This is a genomic window from Bradyrhizobium liaoningense (assembly GCF_018130785.1).
Classification (GTDB): domain Bacteria; phylum Pseudomonadota; class Alphaproteobacteria; order Rhizobiales; family Xanthobacteraceae; genus Bradyrhizobium; species Bradyrhizobium liaoningense_A.
The window spans coordinates 386,062-408,611 of sequence record NZ_JAFCJT010000002.1 but is presented as its reverse complement, the minus strand read 5'-3'; the positions used below and the strand labels follow the sequence as shown (position 1 = coordinate 408,611).

The 22,550-nt window shown below is 63.9% G+C and carries 19 protein-coding genes and 1 riboswitch; of the genes, 5 read left to right on the top strand and 14 right to left on the bottom strand.

The window, feature by feature from the left end; all coding sequences use genetic code 11:
* Window positions 1-62 precede the first annotated feature (62 nt).
* On the top strand, window positions 63-860 hold the full coding sequence (xth, locus tag JQ627_RS07545) for an exodeoxyribonuclease III (RefSeq protein ID WP_212483562.1): 798 nt from the start codon (window positions 63-65) through the stop codon (window positions 858-860).
* 83 nt (window positions 861-943) lie between these two features.
* Here the strand turns inward: xth and JQ627_RS07540 are convergent, their stop codons facing one another.
* The 9 genes from JQ627_RS07540 to JQ627_RS07500 all read right to left on the bottom strand — a co-directional run bounded on the left by JQ627_RS07540 (window position 944) and on the right by JQ627_RS07500 (window position 10,697).
* Window positions 944-1,774 (bottom strand): tetratricopeptide repeat protein, encoded by an 831-nt coding sequence (locus tag JQ627_RS07540; protein ID WP_212483560.1) that lies wholly within the window; start codon window positions 1,772-1,774, stop codon window positions 944-946.
* Window positions 1,761-3,485 (bottom strand): dihydroxy-acid dehydratase, encoded by a 1,725-nt coding sequence (gene ilvD, locus JQ627_RS07535; protein WP_212483558.1) that lies wholly within the window; start codon window positions 3,483-3,485, stop codon window positions 1,761-1,763. Before ilvD ends, JQ627_RS07540 begins: the two co-directional genes overlap by 14 nt.
* Window positions 3,486-4,278: 793 nt before the next feature.
* Complete coding sequence (locus JQ627_RS07530; RefSeq protein ID WP_212483556.1) at window positions 4,279-4,863, bottom strand: hypothetical protein; 585 nt, start codon at window positions 4,861-4,863, stop codon at window positions 4,279-4,281.
* 61 nt (window positions 4,864-4,924) lie between these two features.
* Window positions 4,925-7,162: a TonB-dependent receptor domain-containing protein gene (locus tag JQ627_RS07525; protein WP_212483554.1), complete on the bottom strand. Its 2,238-nt coding sequence runs from the start codon at window positions 7,160-7,162 to the stop codon at window positions 4,925-4,927.
* A 113-nt stretch (window positions 7,163-7,275) separates the two neighbouring features.
* A riboswitch (cobalamin riboswitch) is annotated at window positions 7,276-7,489 on the bottom strand.
* A 74-nt stretch (window positions 7,490-7,563) separates the two neighbouring features.
* A complete protein-coding gene (locus tag JQ627_RS07520) occupies window positions 7,564-7,785 on the bottom strand; it encodes a hypothetical protein (RefSeq protein WP_212483553.1) in 222 nt (73 codons plus the stop codon).
* Between the two features lie 141 nt (window positions 7,786-7,926).
* The gene (locus JQ627_RS07515; protein WP_212483551.1) at window positions 7,927-8,184 is read right to left on the bottom strand and encodes a hypothetical protein; all 258 of its coding nucleotides are present in this window, start codon (window positions 8,182-8,184) and stop codon (window positions 7,927-7,929) included.
* A 105-nt stretch (window positions 8,185-8,289) separates the two neighbouring features.
* The gene (locus JQ627_RS07510; protein WP_212483550.1) at window positions 8,290-8,502 is read right to left on the bottom strand and encodes a hypothetical protein; all 213 of its coding nucleotides are present in this window, start codon (window positions 8,500-8,502) and stop codon (window positions 8,290-8,292) included.
* A 154-nt stretch (window positions 8,503-8,656) separates the two neighbouring features.
* Entirely contained in the window at window positions 8,657-8,833 is a 177-nt protein-coding gene (locus JQ627_RS07505) for a hypothetical protein (protein ID WP_212483549.1), read from the bottom strand.
* A gap of 127 nt (window positions 8,834-8,960) precedes the next feature.
* Window positions 8,961-10,697, bottom strand: a complete 1,737-nt coding sequence (locus tag JQ627_RS07500) for an adenylate/guanylate cyclase domain-containing protein (protein WP_212483548.1) — start codon at window positions 10,695-10,697, stop codon at window positions 8,961-8,963.
* Between the two features lie 324 nt (window positions 10,698-11,021).
* Here JQ627_RS07500 and JQ627_RS07495 point away from each other — a divergent pair, with 324 nt between their 5' ends.
* Entirely contained in the window at window positions 11,022-13,217 is a 2,196-nt protein-coding gene (locus tag JQ627_RS07495; protein WP_212483547.1) for a lytic transglycosylase domain-containing protein, read from the top strand.
* Window positions 13,218-13,307: 90 nt separating this feature from the next.
* On the opposite strand, the gene JQ627_RS07490 is transcribed toward JQ627_RS07495, so the two are convergent.
* Window positions 13,308-13,610, bottom strand: a complete 303-nt coding sequence (locus tag JQ627_RS07490; protein ID WP_249142995.1) for a hypothetical protein — start codon at window positions 13,608-13,610, stop codon at window positions 13,308-13,310.
* Between the two features lie 253 nt (window positions 13,611-13,863).
* Complete coding sequence (locus tag JQ627_RS07485; protein WP_249142942.1) at window positions 13,864-14,376, bottom strand: hypothetical protein; 513 nt, start codon at window positions 14,374-14,376, stop codon at window positions 13,864-13,866.
* A 586-nt stretch (window positions 14,377-14,962) separates the two neighbouring features.
* Here JQ627_RS07485 and JQ627_RS07480 point away from each other — a divergent pair.
* The 3 genes from JQ627_RS07480 to JQ627_RS07470 all read left to right on the top strand — a co-directional run bounded on the left by JQ627_RS07480 (window position 14,963) and on the right by JQ627_RS07470 (window position 18,530).
* A complete protein-coding gene (locus JQ627_RS07480; RefSeq protein ID WP_212483540.1) occupies window positions 14,963-17,395 on the top strand; it encodes a PAS domain-containing sensor histidine kinase in 2,433 nt (810 codons plus the stop codon).
* Window positions 17,392-18,057 (top strand): response regulator transcription factor, encoded by a 666-nt coding sequence (locus JQ627_RS07475; RefSeq protein WP_212483538.1) that lies wholly within the window; start codon window positions 17,392-17,394, stop codon window positions 18,055-18,057. Before JQ627_RS07480 ends, JQ627_RS07475 begins: the two co-directional genes overlap by 4 nt.
* A gap of 86 nt (window positions 18,058-18,143) precedes the next feature.
* Window positions 18,144-18,530 (top strand): response regulator transcription factor, encoded by a 387-nt coding sequence (locus JQ627_RS07470; protein ID WP_212484076.1) that lies wholly within the window; start codon window positions 18,144-18,146, stop codon window positions 18,528-18,530.
* Between the two features lie 68 nt (window positions 18,531-18,598).
* Here JQ627_RS07470 and JQ627_RS07465 read toward each other — a convergent pair whose 3' ends face one another.
* The 3 genes from JQ627_RS07465 to lpdA form a co-directional block, all read right to left on the bottom strand.
* Window positions 18,599-19,570 carry a tripartite tricarboxylate transporter substrate binding protein BugD gene (locus JQ627_RS07465; RefSeq protein WP_212483536.1) on the bottom strand — a complete coding sequence of 324 codons (972 nt, stop codon included), beginning with the start codon at window positions 19,568-19,570 and terminating at the stop codon, window positions 18,599-18,601.
* A 125-nt stretch (window positions 19,571-19,695) separates the two neighbouring features.
* Window positions 19,696-20,937 carry a threonine synthase gene (locus tag JQ627_RS07460; RefSeq protein ID WP_212483534.1) on the bottom strand — a complete coding sequence of 414 codons (1,242 nt, stop codon included), beginning with the start codon at window positions 20,935-20,937 and terminating at the stop codon, window positions 19,696-19,698.
* A gap of 176 nt (window positions 20,938-21,113) precedes the next feature.
* A complete protein-coding gene (lpdA, locus tag JQ627_RS07455; protein WP_212483533.1) occupies window positions 21,114-22,535 on the bottom strand; it encodes a dihydrolipoyl dehydrogenase in 1,422 nt (473 codons plus the stop codon).
* Window positions 22,536-22,550: the final 15 nt, after the last annotated feature.

Here is a 22,550-nt window from a genome sequence, read left to right as displayed (position 1 = left end):
CGTCCTTGACGGGCGCGTTTGCAGTTTGTTCTAACCATGGCCCCTGCCTGGAGCCCGCCGACATGCCCATCAGAGTAGCCACCTGGAACGTGAACTCGGTCCGGCAGCGGATCGATCTCCTGCTGACCTGGCTGAAGGAGTGCCAGCCGGACATCGTCTGCCTCCAGGAGATCAAATGCATCGACGAGGCCTTCCCGCGGCTGGAGATCGAGGCGCTGGGCTACAACGTGGTCACCCACGGTCAGAAGACGTTCAACGGCGTCGCGCTGCTCTCAAGGCTCCGCTTCGACGAGACCAAGTCGGGGCTCGCCGGCGACGACGAGGACGCTCATGCCCGCTTCCTCGAGGGCGTGGTGACGCTCAAGTCCGGGGTGCTGCGCATCGCCTGCCTGTACCTGCCCAACGGCAATCCGGTCGGGACCGACAAATATCCCTACAAGCTCAAATGGATGTCGCGGCTTCTTGAGTACTCGAAGGAGCGTCTCAAGACGGAGGAGCCGCTGATCCTCGCCGGCGACTTCAACGTCATCCCGCACGCCCGCGACGTCCATAATCCCGCCGCCTGGACCGAGGACGCCCTGTTCAAGGCCGAGACGCGGGAGAGCTTTCAATCTCTGCTCGGCCTCGGCCTCACCGACGCCCTGCGCGCGGTCACCGACGAGCCCGGGCTCTACACCTTCTGGGACTACCAGGCCGGTGCCTGGCAGAAGAACCATGGCTTGAGGATCGACCATTTGCTGCTGTCGCCGCAGGCCAGCGACCGGCTCGCCAATGTCGGCATCGACAGCTATGTGCGGGCTTGGGAGAAGCCGTCGGACCACGTACCGGTATGGGCCGATCTGGATCTGGAGGCGGCTTGAGCTGGTGCGAGGGGGTGCTGGGTTGGGACCGGTGGGCTGCGCTTCGCGCAGCCGCGGGCTGACCTACCCGGCAGGAGTACCTCCTACCGGCGGCCCTGAACGCCCTGCACCCACTGCTCCAGCATTTGCAGGCACATGGCGCGGTCGTCGTCCGAGGCCTTGGCGAAAGCGCGGTTGTAGCTTTCCTTGATCCAGGTTTCCTCGATACCGGCGCTGTCACGCGCCAGCGTCAGCCACATCAGGCCGCGCGCAGCCTGCCGCGGCAGGCGGTCGCCATTGAACAGCATCTGGCCGAGCAGCGCCTGCGCCTCGTGCTGGCCCTTCTGGGCGGCAAGGCCGAGCCAGCGCGCGCCATAGCGGAAATCCTCCCGCGAGGCGTCCGGGGTCTTCAGATACAGCCGGGCGAGATCGTACTGCGCATCCGCATTGCCGAAATAGGAGGCCGCATAGGAGAACATCTCCCGCGCCCGGTCCTGATCCGGCTTGATCTTCGAGTTCGGGATACCGCTCAGATAGTAGCGGCCGAGCGCAACGAAGGCGTTGGCCACGACCTGCGCCTGCGGCGCCGACGGGCTGTCCTCGGCATGCGCATTGGCGATACGGCTGAAATATTCGAAGGCGCGCACATCGTCTTGGGCGACGCCGTCGCCGTTCGCATACATGCGGCCGAGCTTGAACTGAGCGCCCGGGTGACCGCCTTCGGCGGCGTATTGCAGGGCGCTGAGCGAGGTTTCCTGGGGCGTGGTGGCCGGTGCCGCCACCTTGCTGCGCACGGCACCCGCGGCGCCCGGCAAGGTGGTCACGACCGGAAGGGCCGCATCCTTGCTGGCCGAGCCGTCAAAGGCGAGCGCCGGCGCGGCCAGCACCCCGGCCCCCAACACAAACGCAACTATGGCACGCCTAGATATCCGCATAGCACTGTTTCTCGTGCGCGCCGCCCGGATGGGTCACTGCCCCACCGACCGCTGGTCCAACCTGCTGAGCATATTTCCAGAGCGCACCCGACGTGTGGTTAGTCGCGCGAGCGCTCCATTTGGTCTTGCGCTGCGCGAGCTCCTGGTCGCTCAATTTTACGTTAAGGGTGCCGGCGACCGCGTCGATCTCGATGATATCGCCGTCCTCGAGCAGCCCGATCGGGCCGCCGATGGCGGCTTCCGGCCCGACATGGCCGATGCAGAAGCCGCGGGTGGCGCCGGAGAAGCGGCCGTCGGTGATGAGCGCAATCTTGCCGCCCATGCCTTGGCCGGTCAGCGCCGCAGTGGTCTGGAGCATTTCCCGCATGCCGGGACCGCCCTTGGGGCCCTCGTAGCGGATCACGATGACTTCGCCTTCCCTGTAGGTCCGGTTCTGGACGGCCTCGAAGGCGTCCTCCTCCCGGTCGAAGCATCGCGCCGGACCGGTGAACCTCAGGTTAGACATTCCCGCGACTTTCACGATCGCACCTTCTGGCGCCAGATTGCCCTTCAGACCGACCACACCACCAGTGACGGTGATCGGTTTGTCTGCCGGGTGCACCACGTCCTGGTGCGGATTCCACTTCACGCTTTTGAGGTTTTCGGCGATCGTTCGACCGGTGACCGTAATGCAGTCGCCGTGGAGAAATCCGTTGTCGAGCAGCGTCTTCATCAGAAGCGGTATGCCACCAACTTCAAACATGTCTTTGGCGACATAACGGCCGCCCGGCTTCAAATCCGCGACATATGGTGTCTTTTTGAAGATTTCGGCGACGTCGAACAGGTCGAACTTGATGCCGCACTCGTGCGCGATTGCAGGCAGGTGCAGTGCAGCATTGGTCGAGCCGCCGGATGCCGCCACCACGGCGGCGGCGTTCTCCAATGCCTTGCGGGTGACGATGTCGCGCGGCCGCAGGTTGGAGGCGATCAGGTCCATGATCTTCTCGCCCGCGGTCATGCAGAAAGCGTCGCGGATTTCATACGGTGCCGGGGCGCCGGCCGAGTACGGCAGCGCCAGGCCGATCGCCTCGGAGACGGTCGCCATGGTGTTGGCGGTGAACTGCGCGCCGCAGGCGCCCGCCGAGGGGCACGCCACCCGCTCGATCTCGTCGAGGTCCTCGTCCGACATGGCGCCGACCGAGTGCTTGCCGACCGCCTCGAACATGTCCTGGACGGTGACCTGCTGTCCGCGGAAATTGCCGGGCAGGATCGAGCCGCCGTAAATGAAGATCGAGGGCACGTTGAGGCGGACCATCGCCATCATCATGCCCGGCAGCGACTTGTCGCAACCGGCAAGGCCCACGAGCGCATCATAGGCGTGGCCGCGCACGGTCAGCTCGACGGAATCGGCGATGCACTCGCGCGACGGCAGCGACGAGCGCATGCCGTCATGGCCCATGGCGATGCCGTCGGTGACGGTGATGGTGCAGAATTCACGCGGCGTGCCGCCGGCGGATGCCACGCCCTTCTTCACCGCCTGGGCCTGGCGCATCAGGGAGATGTTGCAAGGGGCGGCTTCGTTCCAGCAGGAGGCGACGCCGACGAAGGGCTGGTGGATCTGCTCGGTGGTCAGACCCATGGCGTAGAAGTAGGACCGATGCGGCGCGCGCGCGGGGCCTTCCGTCACGTGACGGCTCGGCAGCCTCCGCTTGATGTCGGTCTTCGCGTCCATCGCAAACCAGTTTCCCCGGCGAACCCTTTCAGACCCGAAAAATCACAGCCAAGATTTGAATCGACCTTGGGATTTCCGGACCTTCGAAGACCGCCGCTACCCTTCAAACTTTAGAGCGATTTTATTCATGTTCGGGTGTGGCTAAAAAGCGGCGCTGATGCGAACGGACGGAGATAAGGGTTTAATCCAAGGTGAGTGTTGCAGACACAGCACAATCGTGGCTCGAAGGACACGGCTTGGCTTACTAAGATACCTCGTGAAGATGACAATCCACAACTCAAGATCGCGATGCAGGCTTGGCGCGCCTGGTTTTTGGCTCGATGACGAGGCGCACTTAGGTGAGTCGGTGCCACTCTCCTTCGTCGGCGACAACCACCCTCTCGTGTCCCGTGCGCACCGCACCGCTGCAAATCGCAGACGCACCTTCACGTCCTCGCGGCGCATTTCGCCCGAGCTTTTTCCGGTGCCCGGCTTCAGCAAATCTTCGCATTGTCGCCCCAGTCGCATTGGTGGCCGGGCCAGCCCCGGACCGATGGACCGAACCATATTGGAGTGCCGTTCCAGATAATCCAACGGCCGCCCGGTTCAGCCGGAAGCTTCATATAGATGGGCGCGCGTATTCTGATGCGCGACTCGCGAGCCGCAGCGGACGTCATGAGCATGGCGATCGCGATCAATCCAGTCGACAAGAGCTTGATTGTGGTCATCTTTTTGACCCTGAGGCGAACTCTAGGATTCCTCGATCCTCCGCTTTGCATCTACAAGCGGCCTACGTACCAACGCGACCGCCACCTTATGGTCTGGCGCGCATCGCGATCCTACCTCGATCGGCCATCAGCCGGACGATCTCGCAGGCAGCGACGAGGCTGGCGAGCCACACGGCGCTGGTCAGCCCGATGCGCGTGACGATGGCGGCGGTGAAGGCGCCCTCTCCGCCCAGGAACGGAGTCGCGGCAAGCAGCGTGAGCTCGTAGGCGGCATAGGCGGCAACGAGCGCGATGGCCAACATCAGCAGCGCGCGGCTCTGCGGCAACATGCGAAGCACGGTCGATGCCGCCGCCGTCGACAGCAGCACAGCCGCGCCGATCACAAAGCCCCAGGCGATGGTGCTGCCATCAACGGGATAGTGCAGCACGCCGAAGCCGATGGACTGGTTCACGAGCCAGGCGCCGGTGACGACGAGCAGCGCCGGACGCAGCGGCAGCATCGCGGCGGCGACGACGGCGAAAGCCGCGAACGGCGTGGCACAGGCGAACGCAAAACTTGAAAGCGCGCATGACACCGTCAGCAGCGCAAAACCGAACATGGGCGCAAGACGCGGCGTCACCGGATGAAGCCGGAAACGGTCACCCTGAGACGGCAGGATGTCGAGAGCCATGGATAGTCTCCTTCGTTTCGAATTCTAGTACATTTGTGGGCCTGTGACTGCCCCATCGCTTTCAGAACGTGGCGCCGGCCTTGAGCAGATAGGTGCGGCCAGGCAGCGGATAGGCGCTGAAGCGGCCGTCGGTAAAAGTGCTTGCGATCGCATAGTCGTAGTAGAGCGCGTTCAGCACATTGTTGACGCTCAGGGACCAGAAATAGCGCTCATACTGGCCGCTGAGCTTGAGGTCGATCGTGCCATTGGCCGGGATCTGTTTCTGGGCTCCCGCCTGGTCGTTGTCCATGCGACGCTCGCTCCAGAAGCGCGCGGTGGCATCGAGCACCACATAGTTCTGCCAGATGTTCCAGGTGACACCCGCACTGGCGGTGTATCGAGAGACCAGCGGCACGTCGTTGCCGGCCCAGACGCCTTCGCGGAAGACGGCTCTCGTATAGGCCATGCCGGAACGCAGCAGCAGCCCATCGTTGACGCGATAGGACAGACTGGTCTCCGAACCGTAGCGGCGGGTCGGATCGAGATTGGTGTTGTAGAACAGGATCGGGTTGAAATGGATCTCGTTGGCGAGATCCATCAGGTAGAGGCTGCTCTGCAACTGCAGGCCGCCTCCCTTGATGCGCAGCCCGCCCTCGATATCCTGCGAGGTCTGGGTCTTGAGCTGGAGCGTTTGCGGGATCGGCGCGAATGTGAAGGGATCGAACGACGGCCCTGACGACACGCGCTCATCGACGTCGGGCGTCCGGAACGCGCGCGCAGCGCGGCCGAACAACGAGACCATGTCGTTGAGGCGATGCTCGGCACCGAGATGCAGCGCATATTGGGTCTCGTCGCTGCCGAGCGGGAGCGCGCCGATGTCGGTGTTGAACGGCGCTGCCGGGTCAAAATTGTCACGTGCCGACAGACTGACATTCTGCACCCTCGCGCCGTAGGAGATGTCCGCCGTCGGCGCCACACTCAATGTGTGTTGAAAATAGCCCGCAACCGTCTGCTGCCTGAGGTCGTAATTGTGCCAGGGAGCGAGCCCCTGCCCGGCGCCGCGGTTCTGCTGAAAGCTCGCATCGTAATAGTCGATGCCGGTCAGCAGTTGCGACGGCAGTCCCAACAGCAGGCTCTTCACGCTGAGCCGCGGCGTGATCGACCATGTCGTCAGATCGGCATCGACATAGGTCGACGTGAAGAGTGCGGGAACCGGCATCGGACTGAAGAAGAACGCGCTCTGCTGCTTCTTGTCACGCACGCCACCGTCGACGATGAGATCGACGCCGTTGACCAATGTCTTGGTGAAGCCCGCTGTCGCGCTCAAACCTTGCTGGTTGGCGTAGTTGAAGGGCGTGCTGGTCCCCCTCCGATTGGTCGCGAGCTCGTCGAGGCCGATCGAGGCATCGACGGTGCGGCCGCCCGGCAGCCGCAGTTCCTGATTGTCGCCGGTCACGGTCAGGAACGCGGTCAGGTCAGGCGTCGTGAAATTGAGATTGCCGACGCCGTTTTCCTGGAGATAGCGATTGTTGTCACGATAGCCGTCGGTCCTGACGGCATTGCCGTAGAACGAGGTCGACCACGGACCGGAATTGAGTGATGTCGAGACATTGCCAAGCCTCGTGTTGAACGAGCCGAAGCCGGCCTCGATGCGCGCGGTCACGGGCGGTCCGCCGACGCCGTTCCTGGTGACGATGTTGATCACGCCGCCGACCGCATTGTCCCCATAGAGCACCGCACCGGAGTTGCCGCGCGTGACCTCGACACGCTCGATGGAATTGAGCGGGATGGTGGAGAGGTCCACCTGCGCCATGTCGATGTCGTTCAGGCGCCGGCCGTTGACGAGCACCAATGTATTGGCAGTAGCAAAGGCGCCGAAGCCGCGCAGGTCCACGCTGGTCTTGGCCGCGACCTGCCCGCCATACAGCGTCGTGATCTGGGCGCCCGGTACTTGCGTCGCGATGATCTCGGCAAGCGTCTGCGACGGCGCATGGGCGATGTCCGCGGCCGTGATGACGGTCGTGGCAGCCCCGACAATGCCTCCAGTGTTGGCGACCGGCTCACTGCCCGAGCTGGATGAGCCGGGTCCGTTGCGGCTCGGGGCGACGCTTGGCGTCGCGCGGCGCCTCGTTGTATTGCCGTCGCCGGTCGCCCTGGCGCGGGTACGGTTCTGATCGTCGGGCTTGGTCACTTCGACCGGCGGCAGTTGCTCGGCAACGGCCTGCTGCGCGTGGGCGACGGAGAGATCGAGCGAATAGAGGGAAACGGACGCGACAAGGCCGGCGCAGAAGCGCCTGGCGGCAAAGACAATACGGGACACTCTTGTAACCTCGGTATGACGTCAGTGGCACGTCACAGCGAACGAGGCTTTACGGCGGAGCGATGGATTGCTCCGGTGAAGCTAATGTCTGTACTCCCCGACCGACATCTTCGCGTGTGACCACGGCTGACGGCAGGTCTCCTGGCTCGCGGGTCGTTACCTTGCGTCGCCTTCCCAGGACCGAGATTCCCAGTGGCATAGGACGAAAGATTCACCGCTTACAGTTGCGGGGGCAGCCGTGGCATTGAGAATATCCCGGTTCTGGGAAATCCCGCACCACGTTCCCTTTTGATCTCCGTGAGGAGAACCGTCACCGACCATTTACGGGGCCGGCAAGCGGAGAGTCAATCGGCCGGTTGCATGACGGTCAGAGCACCACACCGGAGATTGAGCCGGCGCGATCAGGCCGGCCCTGTCTCCGAACGTGTCCGGATCATCGCCCGCTCACCGGCATCGACGAGCTGGCCGATGCCGGTGCGGCCCGTGAGCGCGCAGCGGATGATGTTTTCGGCAACGGACCTGCGGAAGCAATGGTCCTCACCGACCGGGCGATTGCGGCAGACCCGATCCAGCGCCAGCTTCATGTTGATCCGGGTGCGGGTGTCGAAATGCTCGCTGATCATTCGCGGGGCCTCGATGCGTTGATGTCGGGGCGGAAACGCTTGGGCGTCAGCCGGGTTCCAAAACCGGACCGCGCAGAGCTGGCGCTCTTGATGCTGTGACGGGCTGGCTACGCCCGCCCTCTTGATGGTTTGACGGGCGGGCTACGCCCGCCCTCTTGGCCGCTGGGCCTGAGCCCAGGCCGCGGTGACGTCGCGCGGCGGGGCGTCGATGCGCCGGATCGGGGTCAGCTCACCAGAGGCCGAGATGATGGCGGTCTCCTCGCGGTGACAGCGCGCGCATACGAAGCGGACCTCGTGCGGCGACGCCGACCAGCTCGAACGCTTTACGTTGGCCGCCATCGGCCATGCGTCGCAATGCGAGCACGACACCAGGAACCGGCCGGGATCGAGCATACCCATTCCATAGGACTCCGCGTCCTGCCCACCCCTTCAATGATTAACCCATGTGAATCGTTCCGGTGCCGAAGCACCGTCAGCCCCGTGAGCTCAAGGGAGCTCCACCGCTCAGTGGGCGCCCTTGAGGGTGCAGGACGTGGTGCAGGTGACGGTGTTGCCGTGGTCGCACGCCTTGCAGGCGGCAACGCACTGGTTCATGTCGCGGGGATTGTAGGAGGTGTAGTTCCGCATCGCGCAGACCGGGGTCGAGCCGGTGATGTCCTGCTCCTGATTGCAGGCCGCCGTCATGAGCGCAAAGATGAGGACTGCAACAAGGCGCATGGGATTGCCTGGTCAGGAGCGGCAAAGCGACGTCAGCGAGGTACGCTGCACCGCAACGGCCCTCGCCATTCCCACTGCGAGCAATCGTCGAAGCGCGACGCTCGCATCCTCGGAGGATGCGCGCCAAACATTAAGAACGGATTGCAGGGCGGCGTCAGGCGGCAGCCTTGGTCGCGATCACCTTCCGCATATCCACCGCCAGCTGGCGGTACTGGTCCGACAGCTTCAGGTAGAATTCCCGCTTGGTGCTGTCGGTGGCGAGCTTGGCAATCAGCTCGCATTCGGCGGTGAGCGTCTCGAACCGTTCCAACCTGTCATGAAGTTCTGTCATCGGCGCGTCCCCGTAAAACGCCTCAAAGGGACATCAAACCTAAGCCTGAGAAATAGGTCACGGCGAACATCGTTATCGAGTAGAAACGTTTTTTCCGGACAGGCCAGTGCCGGCCCAGAAAAAACAGCTATTTCTGCTCCAGCCGCCAGGCGCCGTCCCACCCTTCGTCCGGCGGATCGGTCTCGAACTGCGCGATGCGGGCGAGCAGCGTGCGCGAGGGGCCATCGCCGGGCACGGCTTCGAGCGCCGCATTGAACGCGGCGCGCGCATCGCCGAAGCGCTGCGCGCGATAGGCGGCGAGGCCTTCGGCGTAGTGCGAACGCAGACTAGCTTGCGGGACACTGAGCCCGTGCGCCTTGCCCATCACTTCGAAAATGGCTTGCGGCACGCTCTGGCCGGCGACCGCCAGGCGATCGATCTCGCGCAGCTCGCAGGCCGAGCCGATCGCGTCCGCCGTTGCCTGCGAGATCAGGATGCGGGTGCCGTAGGACTTGTTGACGGCCTCCAACCGCGAAGCCAGGTTCACAGCGTCGCCCATCACGGTAAAGCTCATCATCAGCTCGGAGCCGATGCTGCCCGTCAGGACCTCGCCGGTGGCGATGCCGATCCGCAAGTCGCACGGCACCGGCATGGCGCGGATGCCGAGCAGGTCCGGCAACTGCTTCTGGAGCGCGGGCACCTGGTCGGCCATGTCGATGGAGGCGAAACAGGCGAGCAGCGCCGGCTCGTCCTCCTCGATGAAGGGAGGCCCCCAATAGGCCATGATGGCGTCGCCGATATATTTGTCGATGATGCCGCGATTGTTCCTGATGGGACCGGACATCACCGTGAAATAGTGGTTCATCACCTTGACGAGGCCGCGCGGGGTCATGCCCTCGCTCATCGAGGTGAAGCCGCTCATGTCGCAGAACATGATGGTCATCACCCGGCGCTGGCCGTCGATGGCGACCTCCGGCCGGTCGATCAGCCCCTGCACGACCTTGGGGTCGATATAGCGGCCAAAAGTCTCGCGGATGCGTTCGTTGTGCCGCAACTGCTCGGTCATGCGGTTGAAGGCGGCCGCGAGCTCGCCGATCTCATCCTTTGTCGAGACGGTGATGGTCTTGTCGAAATGACCCGCCTCGACCTCGCGGGTGCCGGCGAGCAAGAGGCGCACCGGCCGTGTGATGCCGCTGGAGACCAGGAGCGCAAAAGCAAATCCGACGACCGCCGCGAGCAATGTCACGATGCCCGAAATGATGATCGCCTGCCGCTGGCGGCTGATCACTGTCGATGTGCTGGCGAAGACCTGCTTGAGCATGTCGGCGCGGATCGCGTCGATCTTCTGGTTGAACTGGTCGCGCAGCGCGTCGAGATGCTCGAGCGTGCCGCGCGTCTCCGTCATCTGCTTGGCGTCGACCTGCTTGAGCAGCTTGGCGTGCTCCTCGTTCATCCCCTGCCGCAGCTCGGTGAGAACGGTTTCGATGCGGGTCTCGATCCGCGCCAGCCCGGCATTGTCGGACGGCGTCCTGGAGTCATCGATGATGGCGTTGATGAGCGTGCGCGCGGCTTCGGCCTCCTCGTCGATCCTCCGATCGGCCTCCTCGAATTCGCGCAGGCGCGCCGCATAGGCCTCCTCCTCCGAGGGCGCCTGCATCTTCATCATGACCATCCGCCGCAGCGCCACCGACCGCTCCAGCGAGCGGATGTTGGCGCGCGCCAGATGGCCGTAGGCCGGAATGTAGCGATCGGTCAGCTCGTCGAGCAGGACGCCGACCTGGCTCGACATCACCATCGACAGGATCGAGGTGACCAGCATCAGGACGATCAATCCGAGGGCGATGCCAACGATCTTGCGCCGGATCGACTGGTTGAAAAGTGGCATGGGTGCGGGGCAAATGCTGCAAGAACGGCTTCGGGAACTCAATACACCGGATTTGACCACGGGAACACGCGCAATCTGGCCTTCGCGACGCCCCTGACCGCACGCAACCGTCGCGCGAGCCCCATTCGTTAACAAAAGCTAAAGGGTTGCCATTTCCGCGATTTCGGAAGTTCCCGAGTTCCCATCCGTATTTTGCCGCATTGTTGAAGGAGCGTGAGGAATGCGAAACGATGTCGTGGCATCGTCTTCGTTGTCGTCTTTGATTCTCAAGCCGCATGTCGTCGCGGACCTTGGTTTGTAGTGGTTTCGCAGGGGGACCATCGAATGAACCAGTGCCTACGCTCGCTCGCGTGTGTCGTTACCGTGGCCGCTTTGGCCTTCATCCCTAGTGAGCTCGCAGCGAAGAGCAGTCACAAGTCGTCCGCGTCGAAGAAGACGCATGAGGCGAAAGCCAGCAACAAGGCCGGCAAGCAGCGTCATGCCGCCGCGAAGTCGCGCCACGGCAAGCACGCCGATGCCAGGCGCAAGTCGAAGAAGGACGACGAGCCCTCGGACAAGCAGGCAGCCCCACCGCTCACCGGCGACCTCGCCGCGCTGAAGGACGCCATCGATCTCGCACGCAAGGGCAAGACCGAGGATGCGAGCGCGGCGCGCGACCGCATTGCCGATCCCGCCGGACAGAAGCTCGCCGACTGGTTCATGCTGCGCCACTCCGAGAGCACCGCGAATTTCAAGCGCTACGCGGCCTTCGTCGCCGCCAATCCGGACTGGCCGAGCAACGCTCTGCTCCGCCGCCGCGCCGAGGCCCGGCTGTGGCAGGAGAAAAGCGATGCGGCGACCGTGCACAAGTTCACGATGGACCGGCCGACCAGCGCCAAGGGCAAGTTCGCGCTCGCCCGCGTGCTGCTGACCGAAGGCGAGGCCGACAGGGCCGCTCGCCTCGTGCGCGAGGCCTGGCGTACGGACGAATTGTCCGAGCGCAGCGAGGAGGATTCCTACGAGGCATTCCGCGATCTCCTGACCGCTGACGACCATCGCGCCCGCATGGACAAGCGCCTCGGCGCCAAGGACTACGCCGGCGCAAGGCGCGCGGCCAAGCGGCTCGGCGAAGATGCGCTCGCGATCGTCAAGGCCTGCTCGGCGGTCACCGGCAAAGCCAGCAAGGCGGGGGATTATCTCGAGGACGTGCCGGCCGAGGCGCGCCGCGATCTCGGCTATGTCCTGTGCCGCGCGCAGTGGCATCTCCAGAACGACCGCATCGATGACGCCGCCGAGGTGATCCTGGCCGCCGCGTCCGACACGATGGCGGCCCAGGACACCGATGCCTGGTGGCGCGAGCGCCGCCTGCTCGCGCGAAAGCTGCTCGACCAGGGCAAGTCGAGGACCGCCTACGACGTGGTGCGCGCGGCGGCGGTACCCGCGATGGAAGTCTATCGCATCGACTACCACTTCATGTGCGGCTGGATCGCGCTGCGCTATCTCGACGATCCCAAGGTGGCGATGGTGCATTTCGCCGCGATCGACGAAGGCTCGGTCAACCCGATCGCGCTGTCGCGTGCGCATTACTGGCGCGGCCGCGCGGCCGAGGCGATGGGCGCGACGGCCGATGCGCGCATGAGCTATCAGGCCGCCGCGCGCTATCCGACCGCCTATTACGGCCAGCTCGCACGCGCCAGGCTCGGCCTCGACCGGATCGAGCTGCGCCCGCCCTCACCCGTGCTGGCCGCGGCCGATACGCAGCCCGCGGACGAGCGGGTGCGCGCGGCCGAGATGCTCTACGGCATCGGCGAGCGCGACGTGGTGTTTTACTACGCCGAAGATTTTGCCAAGGAGAGCACCGACGTCGCAACCCTGGAAGCGCTCGGCGAACTCGCCGGCCGGCGCAACGATGCGCGCGTGATGCTGCAGGTCGGCAAGTCGGCGCTGGCGCGCGGGCTTGCGCTCGACCATTACGCCTTCCCGACCATCGGCATCCCCGAGCACAAGCAGGTCGCGCCCGCGATCGAGACCAGCGTGATCTACTCGGTGGCACGCACCGAAAGCTCGTTCGACCAGCGCGACAAATCTGCCGCCAACGCCGTCGGGCTGATGCAGGTGACGCCGGAGGCGGGCCGCGATACCGCAAGACGCTTTGGCCTGACCTATGACTGGGACAGGATGGTCTCCGATCCCGTCTACAACACGCAGATGGGCGCGGCCGAGCTCAGCGCGCTGCTGTCGGAATATCGCGGCGACCAGATCATGACCTTCGCCGGCTACAATGCCGGCCGCGGCCGGGTGCGCGAATGGGTGCAGGCGCGCGGCGACCCGCGCGACCCCAAGGTCGATCCGGTCGACTGGGTCGAGCGCATCCCGCTGTCGGAGACGCGCAACTACGTCCAGCGCGTGATGGAGAACGTGCTGGTCTACCGCGCCCGGTTCGAGGGCATCGGCACAGCCACGGCGAAGTCCGAGCAACGCATTACGACGCACGAAGTCAGCGCGGCATCCACGGCAGCGGCCGCAGCCCCCGCGCCCTAGCTTCGCAACGCCGGGGCTGGACGCGGCGCGAAGCTGGATGCAGTGACTGCGGCCGCCCCCTCTGCGCGGCCCGCATCGTTAGGCTAGCCGTCACCTCCTTCCGTGGTCAGAAGGTTCGTGCGCGCGCAGAAATGCTTCCGTCAGCGTGCGCGAGAGCGCGCTCATCTGCATCATCCAGCTCCAGCTCGAAATAGCCGCGAACACCGTGATCGCCTCGAGCGAACTGCGGTAAGGCCAGAGCGTTTCCATGTTCGTCTGCTGATATCGGCGGTAGCAATCATACGCGCAGTACCGCCGTTGCGTGGACACATGCCGGACGTAACTCGAGCCCAGCGGCTGGGCGCACGCGCTGCAGGTGCCGCCATGGCGAGGTTGGCCCTGATTGACGAGCATGAATCTCAACGTCGTGTCCTCTCGTGCCGGCAGCCGCGTCCGCCGATGCGCCTCGCCCACCCGTCTGCTCAAGACGCCGCCTGCGCTCGCCTCTCGATCAACGGCGCTGCTTCGTGATGAAGCGCGTAACACCCGTAGCCGCAGTAGGGCAGCAGCGTCTTCGCATCGCGGAGGTATCCGCCGCTGATCTCCTCGCAGCACCATAGACAGAATGTTTTGCGAAAAGGGGTCCTGCCATTCACCAATATGAATCTCACGTGGCACCTCCCAACGCGAAGCAGTAAACGGTGTCGACCAGAGAGGCGGACGGCGGCGGCGCGCAGAGATGGTTGCGGCCGTCGGGATTGTCCCTGTTTCGCTCGACCTTCTGGGATGGGATGAGAATGTACTTCCCGTCTTCCCGGCGACGCGCGTAGACCCTCCCGTCGACGTATCGCACCTCGGTCGGGTAACAATCCGCGTTGTTGCAGCAGCTGAGCACAGGATTGTCCGGCATGTGCCAGCTGGAATAGAACTTCTCGTGCAGCAGTTGATCCTGAAGCGGATGATGACGATGTGAACCATCCCGTCCAGCTTCGTCGGCCTCCACGCCCGTCACCAGCGGAAGCGGCAGCGCGATCGCCAGCAGGAGCTTGCAGGTACGGTTCAACGCAGCCTCCTGATGAAGGAATTGCCTGACGGGCCAGATGCGCGGCTGATCCTCATGCCGCCTGAAATCGAAACAGCCATCGGCGGTCGCGTTCGCGGCGCGCCCTGAAGCGATCAAGACATTTTCTGGAGCAGAGTGGCGCCCGCCACGAGTAGTATCGGATCAGGCCAAACTTGCCGGCGCAGACAGCACAGCCCTTGGAATCAGGGCGGCGCTCGGAGTACTCGGGGCTATCGCACATTATCCTCTCCTCTTGACCTCTTGGGATCCTGGCTTCCCTGTGCGCAAATGCACGGTCACCACGGTCGTCACGGAAAATGCGGCTTCTCAATCGTGACCGCCGATTCATCCGGCAAGTCAGGGCGGCGGACGCAGAGCTTGGCTCTTTGGGTGCAACACACCGAGCATCTCGACAATTCGTGCTCCGCAATCGCCTCCTCTCGATTGGCCGCAAGACTAGGCCGCCTGCAACGCATCGCTCAATTGTACGGAGGTAAATGCGCGCTAGAACTAGGGATGCGCGAGCTATACGTAGGTTTGTGCCGTAGTTTTGCGGGCCTCTGCCGCAACGAGACAGAGCAACGCTTGCCAGTTGCACGGCGACCGGGAGTTTCGCGCGAAATCCTACTTTGGTCGGAGGGAATTGCCCCTGTTATTGCAAAGTGCTCTACTCGCATTGACGCCAGCGAGCCGGACGCTTGCGATGATGCCTGGCCAGATCACGAAAATCGGGAATTCGGCCGCACAATTCCTGCTCGGCGGCCTTGCGGCGCTTCGATCATTCGGCAACGGAGAGAAGGCCAGGCCCGCGGTCGCAGACGACCCGCGGCAGAACACCGGTCTGCGTGACGCCGTGAAGCAATGGCGCGAGGTGTTCGAGCACAATCCGGTCATGTACTTCATGGTTGATCCAGCCGGAACGGTGCTCAACGTGAATACATTTGGCGCCGCACAACTGGGCTACACGACGGCCGAGCTGATCGGCCACTCCGTGCTGAACGTCTTCTTCGAGGAGGACCACGACTTCGTTCGTCAATGCGTCGCGTTGTGCCTGACGACCCTGGACCAGTCGCATACCTGGGAAATTCGCAAGTTCCGGAAGGACGGCTCGGTGCTCTGGGTCCGTGAAAACGCCAAGGCGATGCTGCGCGGCGATGGCACGCCGATCCTGCTGGTCGCCTGCGAGAACATCACCCAGCGCAAGGAGACGGAGGATGCTCTGCGGCAGAACGAGACCTACCTCGCCCAGGCGCAGGAACTGAGCCACACCGGCAGCTTTGGCCTGAACGTCGCGACGGGCGAAGCCGTCTGGTCGAGGGAGACCTTTCGCATCTTCCAATGCGACCCGGCGACGAAGCCGACCCTGAACTTCGCCCTTCAGCGCATCCATCCGGAAGATCGCGATACGGTCCGCAGGACCCTTGATCGGGCCTACCGCTTGGCACAGGATTTTGACCACGAGTATCGTCTGCTGATGCCGGACGGATCGGTCAAATATCTCCATTCCGTGGCACGTGCGGTACGACACGCATCCGGGCGCATCGAGTTCGTCGGGGCGGTGACCGATGTCACGATTGCGAAGGAAGCGGAACAGAGGCTGCGTCGCAGCGAAGCCTATTTGGCTGAAGCCCAACGCCTCAGCCAAACGAGCAGCTGGGCCTGGGACGTTCATCGTCATGAATTCGCCTACCGCTCGGCCGAACTCTACCGCCTGTTCGGGTTTGAGCCGGACCAGATCGATGTGCCGGCCCGGGCTTTTCAGCAACGTATCCTGCCGGAGGACTTTCAGCGGATTGTCGAGATGGAACGTGAAGCGATCCGGCAAAAGCAGCCCTTCCAGATCGACTTCCGGATCGCGCGTCCAGACGGCTCGATCAGACGCGTCCATAGCGAGGGACATCCGGTGATTGGCGGCGACGGCGAGGTGACCGAAATCATCGGCACGCACGTGGACGTCACCGAGCAGTTCACGGCCAAAGAGGCGCTGCAAAAGGCGTTCGACGAGCTCAAGGCATCCGAGGAGCGGTTCCGCGACTATGCCGAAACCGCATCAGACTGGTTCTGGGAGACCGGGCCGGACCACCGCATTACCCAGATATCGGAACATGCCGATACGTCCAGCGCTGCGCCGACGGGTTTGATCGGCCTGACCCGCTGGGACATTCCGCCCGATGTCGAGTTCGAGCCGGAGAAATGGGAGCAGCATCGCGCGGCGCTAGATGCCCACCTTCCGTTCCGCGATCTGGTCTACCGCAGCAGGGATCGTAACGGATCTCCGATCTACGTGCGCACCAGCGGCAAGCCCCTTCATGACGCGAAAGGCAATTTTCTCGGCTATCGCGGCGTCAGCACCGACGTCACGGCGACGATCCGCGTTGAGCAGGCGGAAGAGGCGCTGCGCAAGACGCAAGGCGAGCTCGCCCATGTCACGCGCGTCACGACGCTCGGCGAACTTACGGCCTCGATTGCCCACGAAATCACCCAGCCTCTCGCCGCCGTGATCTCCAATGCGGACGCCTGCATCGCTTGGCTCGACCGCAACCCCGCCGACCTTGAGGCTGCGCGCCGTTCAGCAGAATGGATTGTCGAGGACGCCAATCGGGCCAGCGAGGTGATCCGCCGGATCAGGGCACTCGCGAAGAAAACCGAGATCGAAGTCGTTCCACTCGACATCAACCAGGTGGTCAGGGAGGCGGTGGCGCTCGTTCGGCGCGAGCTCGCGACCCATGCGGTGTCGGTGCGAATGGAGTTGGCGTCCGACCTGCCCAGGATTTGCGGCGACCGAATCCAGCTCCAGCAGGTGCTGATCAACCTTGTGATGAACGGCATCGAAGCCATGCAAGCCAATGTCGATCGCCCGCGCGAATTGGCGATCCGCTCGAACCGGACGAACGACGACGACGGTGACCGCCTGCTCCTCACCGTGACGGACTGCGGTGTCGGCCTCGGCAAGGACGTAAAGCAACGCATCTTCACCCCCTTCTTCACGACGAAATCGGGCGGTCTGGGGATGGGACTCGCGATCTGCCGATCGATCATCGAGGCTCACGCCGGCCGGCTTTCGGCCTTTCAAAATGAGGGGAGCGGTGCAACACTCCAGATCGCCCTGCCCTTGCCGCTCAAGGACACGTCGTGACCGACCATGCCAAGCAGGCGCAGGCGAGCGCCGGTGATCCGATCGTCCTGATCGTCGATGATGATCCGTCGATGCGCCGCGCACTCACCAATCTCTTTCAATCGGTCGGCCTCAAGGTCGAGGCTTTCAGTTCAGCGGCGGAGATCATGGAGGCCAAACCGCCTGCGGTCCCCAGTTGCCTTGTGCTCGACATCCGCCTGCCAGGCTCGAGCGGCCTCGATCTCCAGGCGGACCTCGCCAAGGCCAATATTCACACGCCCATTATCTTCATCACCGGTCATGGCGATATTCCCATGACCGTGAGAGCCATGAAGAGCGGTGCCGTCGATTTCCTGACCAAGCCGGTGCGCGATCAGGACATGCTGGATGCTGTGCAGGCGGCGATCGAACGGGATCGCAAGCGGCGCGATGCCGAGAAGTCGATCTCAGGCGTGCGATCCCGCTTCGAGGGGCTGACAGCGCGCGAGCGCGACGTCCTCGTCCTGGTTGCATCCGGCCTGATGAACAAACAGGTCGCCGCCGAGCTCGGATTGGCCGAGATCACCGTGAAGATCTATCGCGGGCAGATCATGCGGAAAATGGAGGCGAAGTCGTTGGCCGATCTCGTCAGAATGACCGACGCGCTCGGAATCCCGCGCAATAGGGGTCACCTGCAAACCTAAGTATGCTTTCCAATCTCGCTCCGGAGGCCCACTTTCCGGAGGCGGCTGAACTGCGGCCGGCGGCGCCCCGTTCAGGAGCGATCATATTGCCAGTACCTTCGATCATTTCCGTCATTGATGATGATCCCTCCGTTCGGCTTGCGACGAACAACCTCCTGACGTCGCGAGGATATACGGTCTACACCTTTGGTTCCGCTCACGAATTTCTTCAATCCGCCGAACTGGACGCAACCTCCTGCGTGATCGCGGACGTACAGATGTCGGCCATGAGCGGCGTCGAGCTGTTGACGCATATGCGCGGCCTCGGGCGCATCACGCCCTTCATCTTCATGACGGCTTTTCCCGACGACGCCGTGCGCGACCGCGCGCTGAAGGCCGGCGCGACCTGCTTTCTCGCCAAGCCGTTTTCAACGCCAACCCTGATTCAATGCCTGGAATCGGCGCTGTCGGGCCCCGGTGGCGCCACGATGTGATGCGGCGGCGCGGAGTCCCGCCCGCTCCTGACGGCCAGACACTCCGCGTTGCGGCCGCGGCGAGGCGCTCAATCCACCTTGATGTTGGCGGCCTTGATAATCGGCCACCATTTTGCGATTTCCGCCTTCTGGCGGGCGCCGAGCGCTTCGGGCGTGAGCTGATCCTTGGGCGTCATCTCGAGGCCCTGGCTCTCGAGCTGCTTCTTCACGGCGGGATCGTTCAACGCTTCCACCGCGGCCGCATTGAGCTTGGTGACGATCTCCTTCGGCGTGCCCTTCGGCACCCACAGGCCCGACCACAACGTCATGTTGAAGCCTTTCAGCCCCGCCTCGGCTGCCGTCGGAATGTCCGGCGCCGACGAGAGCCGCTTGTCGTCGGTGATGGCGTAGGCGCGGATCGTGCCGGCGCGGACCTGGTTGATGGAGTTGGAGGTCTGATCGATGATGACGTCGATCTGGCCGGCGATGAGATCGTTCAGCGCGGGAGCCGTGCCGCGATACGGCACATATTGCAGCTTGATGCCGCTGACGCTCTCGAAATAGACACCGGCGATATGGCTGCCGGAGCCTGCGCCGGCGGTGCCGGCGGTCGGCGGCGACGGCCGCGACTTCAGCCACTCGATGAGCTCCTTCAGCGAGGTCGCGGGCACCGCGTTCTTGCTGACGACGATCATCGGATTGCTCGGCAGCAGCACCACCGGCTCGAGATCGGCGACGAGGTCGTATTTGAGCTTGTAGACGGCGCCGTTGGCAACATGGGTGCCGAGATGACCGAAGGAGATCGTGTAGCCGTCCGGCGGCGATTGCACGGCGCGACCGACGCCGATCGAGCCGCCCGCGCCGGTGACATTCTCGATCACGAGCGGCTGGCCGAGCGTCACCCGCATGCGCTCGGCGAGCACGCGCGCCATCGCGTCCGACGGGCCGCCGGCGGCGAAGGGAACGATGATGGTGATGGGATGCGAGGGATAGTCGTCGGCCTGCGCGGCGGCGCTAGCAACGAGAATACCGATCAGCCCGGCCCAGATGGCCTTCTTCATTGTCTTCTCCCCAGCGATGTCATTTTTATTGTTGCCCTCCCCGCGTACGGGAAGAGGGATCGTTCGTGAAGAGGCGAAATGACGCGCTGGAGCGCGACCATCGCGCTCCAGCTGCCCGGTCCTGCTTAGAACTGCGTGTAGTCGATCGGCTTGTGGCGATCGAGCGTGCGGGTGACCGGCGGCAGCGGGTACTTCAGGCCGGTCGCGCAGTTGAACAGCATCACGCGGTCGGTCTTGCTGACGCGGCCGTCGGCGAGGCTGTCCTTGTACGCGGCGTAGGTCGCGGCGCCCTCGGGGCACAGCAGCAGCCCCTCCTCGCGCGCGACTTCGTTGAGCGCCGACGAGATCTTGTCGTCGTCGACCGCGATGGCAAAACCCTTGCTCTCGCGCACCGCGCGCAGGATCAGGAAATCGCCGATCGCCTGCGGCACGCGGATGCCGGAGGCGATGGTGTGGGCGTCCTCCCAGCGCGTCGCATGCTCGGTGCCGGCGTCATAGGCCCGCACCATCGGCGCGCAGCCCGACGCCTGCACCGCGACCATGCGCGGGCGCTTGGAGCCGATGAATCCGATCTTCTCCAGCTCGTCGAAAGCCTTCCACATACCGATCAGGCCGGTGCCGCCGCCGGTCGGATAGAAGATCACGTCGGGCACGTCCCAGCCGAGCTGCTCGGCGAGCTCCAGGCCCATCGTCTTCTTGCCCTCGATGCGGTACGGCTCCTTGAGCGTGGACGTGTCGAACCAGCCGACCTTTGCCTTGCCTTCGCCGACTATCTTGCCGCAATCATCGATATAGCCGTTGACGCGATAGACGGTCGCGCCCTGAAGCTCGATCTCGCTGACGTTCACCTCGGGCGTGTCGGCCGGGCAGAAGATCGTGGTCTTGATGCCGCAGGAGGTCGCGTAGGCCGCGAGCGCCGCACCGGCATTGCCGTTGGTGGGCATCGCCATGTGCTTGATGCCGAGCGCTTTGCCCATCGACACCGCCATCACGAGGCCCCGCGCCTTGAACGAGCCGGTCGGCAGCCGCCCCTCGTCCTTCACGATGATCTCGCCGCCGCCAAGCCTGGCGCCGAGCTTCGGCAGCCGGATCAGCGGCGTCGTGACCTCGCCGAGCGAGACGATGTCCTTGCATTTGCGCACGGGCAAGAGCTCGCGGTAGCGCCACATGTCGCCAGGACGCTGAGCAAGCGCATCCTTGGTCAGCGCCTTCTTCACACCAGCGAGGTCGTAGCGCACCAGCAGCGGCTTACCGGCCTTGGAGAGATTGTGGACCTGGTCGGCGGCGTAATGATCACCTTCCATCGCGCATTCGAGATGGGTGACGAAGGTCGGGCGTTCGATGGTCAAATTGTCGTTGTCGTGCATGGGTTCATCCCTTTTGTTATTCTGTGTTCAGTATCTGACTCGTCACCCTGAGGTGCCGGAGCGAAGCGGAGGCCTCGAAGGGCGACGAGCCCGGCTGCCTCTCGGCCGTTCATCCTTCGAGGCTCGCTGCGCGAGCACCTCAGGATGACGGAACCAACAGCGCCGCCGTCCAATCGTCAAATATTCAAAACCCTTCCATAGGCATCCAGCACAGCTTCCTTCATCATTTCCGACAGGGTCGGATGCGGGAAGACCGTGTGCATCAACTCTTCTTCCGTCGTCTCCAGATTCATGGCGACGACGTAGCCCTGAATCAGCTCGGTGACCTCCGCGCCGACCATATGGGCGCCGAGAAGCTGGCCGGTCTTCTTGTCGAAGATGACCTTGACCAGGCCCTGATCCTCGCCCAGCGCGATCGCCTTGCCGTTGCCAACGAACGGGAAACGGCCGACGCGGATCTCTCGGCCGCTCTCCCTGGCCTTGGCTTCGGTGAGGCCGACGGAGGCCACTTGCGGCTGGCAATAGGTGCAGCCCGGGATCATGTTCTTGTCCATGGGATGCGGATGCAGGCCCTTGATGGCCTCGACGCAGATCACGCCCTCATGCTCGGCCTTGTGCGCCAGCATCGGGGGACCGGCGACGTCGCCGATGGCGTAGATGCCCGGAACATTGGTCTTGCCGTAGCCGTCGATGACGATGCAGCCACGGTCAGTCTTCACGCCGAGCTTTTCGAGGCCGAGATTCTCGATGTTGCCGACGACGCCGACCGCAGAGATCACCCGCTCGAACTCGGTGGTGACAGGCTTGCCCTTGCCGTCGTCGATGGTGGCGACGACGCTGTCGGCCTTCTTCTCGAGTTTCGTGACCTTGGTCGAGGACATGATCTTGATGCCCATCTTCTCGAAGCGCTTTCGGGCAAGGCCGGCGATCTCCGCATCCTCGACGGGCAGGATCTGCGGCAGCACCTCGACCACGGTGACGTCGGAGCCCATGGTATGGAAGAACGACGCGAACTCGATGCCGATCGCGCCAGAGCCGACGACCAGCAGCGATTTCGGCATCCGCTCCGGCACCATCGCCTCGAAGTAGGTCCAGATCAGCTTCTTGTCGGGCTCGAGGCCCGGCAGCACGCGCGGCCGCGCGCCGGTCGCAACGATGATGTGCTTGGCCTGATAGCTCCCCTCGCCCAGCGCGCCCTTGGGCCCCTCGACGTCGGACTTCTTCACGGTGACCTTGCCGGGCGCGTCGATCGATGCCGCGCCCCAGATCACGCTGACCTTGTTTTTTTTCATCAGGAAGCCGACGCCGTCGTTGAGCCGCTTCGAAACGCCGCGCGAACGCTGCACCACGGCCTTCGGATCGAACGAGACCTTCTCGGCCGACAGTCCGTAATCCTTGGCGTGCTGCATGTAGTGGTAGATCTCGGCGGAGCGTAAGAGCGCCTTGGTCGGGATGCAGCCCCAGTTCAGGCAAATGCCGCCGAGATAGGATTTTTCGACGATCGCGACCTTGAAGCCGAGCTGGGCGGCGCGGATCGCGGTGACATAGCCGCCGGGCCCGGAGCCGATGATGATGACGTCGAAGGATGTATCGGCCATGGCGGCTCCCGTTCA

Coding starts and splice junctions, on each gene's coding strand:
- xth (WP_212483562.1), top strand. CDS start 63: ATGCCCATCAGAGTAGCCACCTGGAACGTGAACTCGGTCCGGCAGCGG.
- JQ627_RS07540 (WP_212483560.1), bottom strand. CDS start 1,774: ATGCGGATATCTAGGCGTGCCATAGTTGCGTTTGTGTTGGGGGCCGGG.
- ilvD (WP_212483558.1), bottom strand. CDS start 3,485: ATGGACGCGAAGACCGACATCAAGCGGAGGCTGCCGAGCCGTCACGTG.
- JQ627_RS07530 (WP_212483556.1), bottom strand. CDS start 4,863: ATGGCTCTCGACATCCTGCCGTCTCAGGGTGACCGTTTCCGGCTTCAT.
- JQ627_RS07520 (WP_212483553.1), bottom strand. CDS start 7,785: ATGATCAGCGAGCATTTCGACACCCGCACCCGGATCAACATGAAGCTG.
- JQ627_RS07515 (WP_212483551.1), bottom strand. CDS start 8,184: ATGGGTATGCTCGATCCCGGCCGGTTCCTGGTGTCGTGCTCGCATTGC.
- JQ627_RS07510 (WP_212483550.1), bottom strand. CDS start 8,502: ATGCGCCTTGTTGCAGTCCTCATCTTTGCGCTCATGACGGCGGCCTGC.
- JQ627_RS07505 (WP_212483549.1), bottom strand. CDS start 8,833: ATGACAGAACTTCATGACAGGTTGGAACGGTTCGAGACGCTCACCGCC.
- JQ627_RS07500 (WP_212483548.1), bottom strand. CDS start 10,697: ATGCCACTTTTCAACCAGTCGATCCGGCGCAAGATCGTTGGCATCGCC.
- JQ627_RS07495 (WP_212483547.1), top strand. CDS start 11,022: ATGAACCAGTGCCTACGCTCGCTCGCGTGTGTCGTTACCGTGGCCGCT.
- JQ627_RS07490 (WP_249142995.1), bottom strand. CDS start 13,610: ATGCTCGTCAATCAGGGCCAACCTCGCCATGGCGGCACCTGCAGCGCG.
- JQ627_RS07480 (WP_212483540.1), top strand. CDS start 14,963: ATGATGCCTGGCCAGATCACGAAAATCGGGAATTCGGCCGCACAATTC.
- JQ627_RS07465 (WP_212483536.1), bottom strand. CDS start 19,570: ATGAAGAAGGCCATCTGGGCCGGGCTGATCGGTATTCTCGTTGCTAGC.
- JQ627_RS07460 (WP_212483534.1), bottom strand. CDS start 20,937: ATGCACGACAACGACAATTTGACCATCGAACGCCCGACCTTCGTCACC.
- lpdA (WP_212483533.1), bottom strand. CDS start 22,535: ATGGCCGATACATCCTTCGACGTCATCATCATCGGCTCCGGGCCCGGC.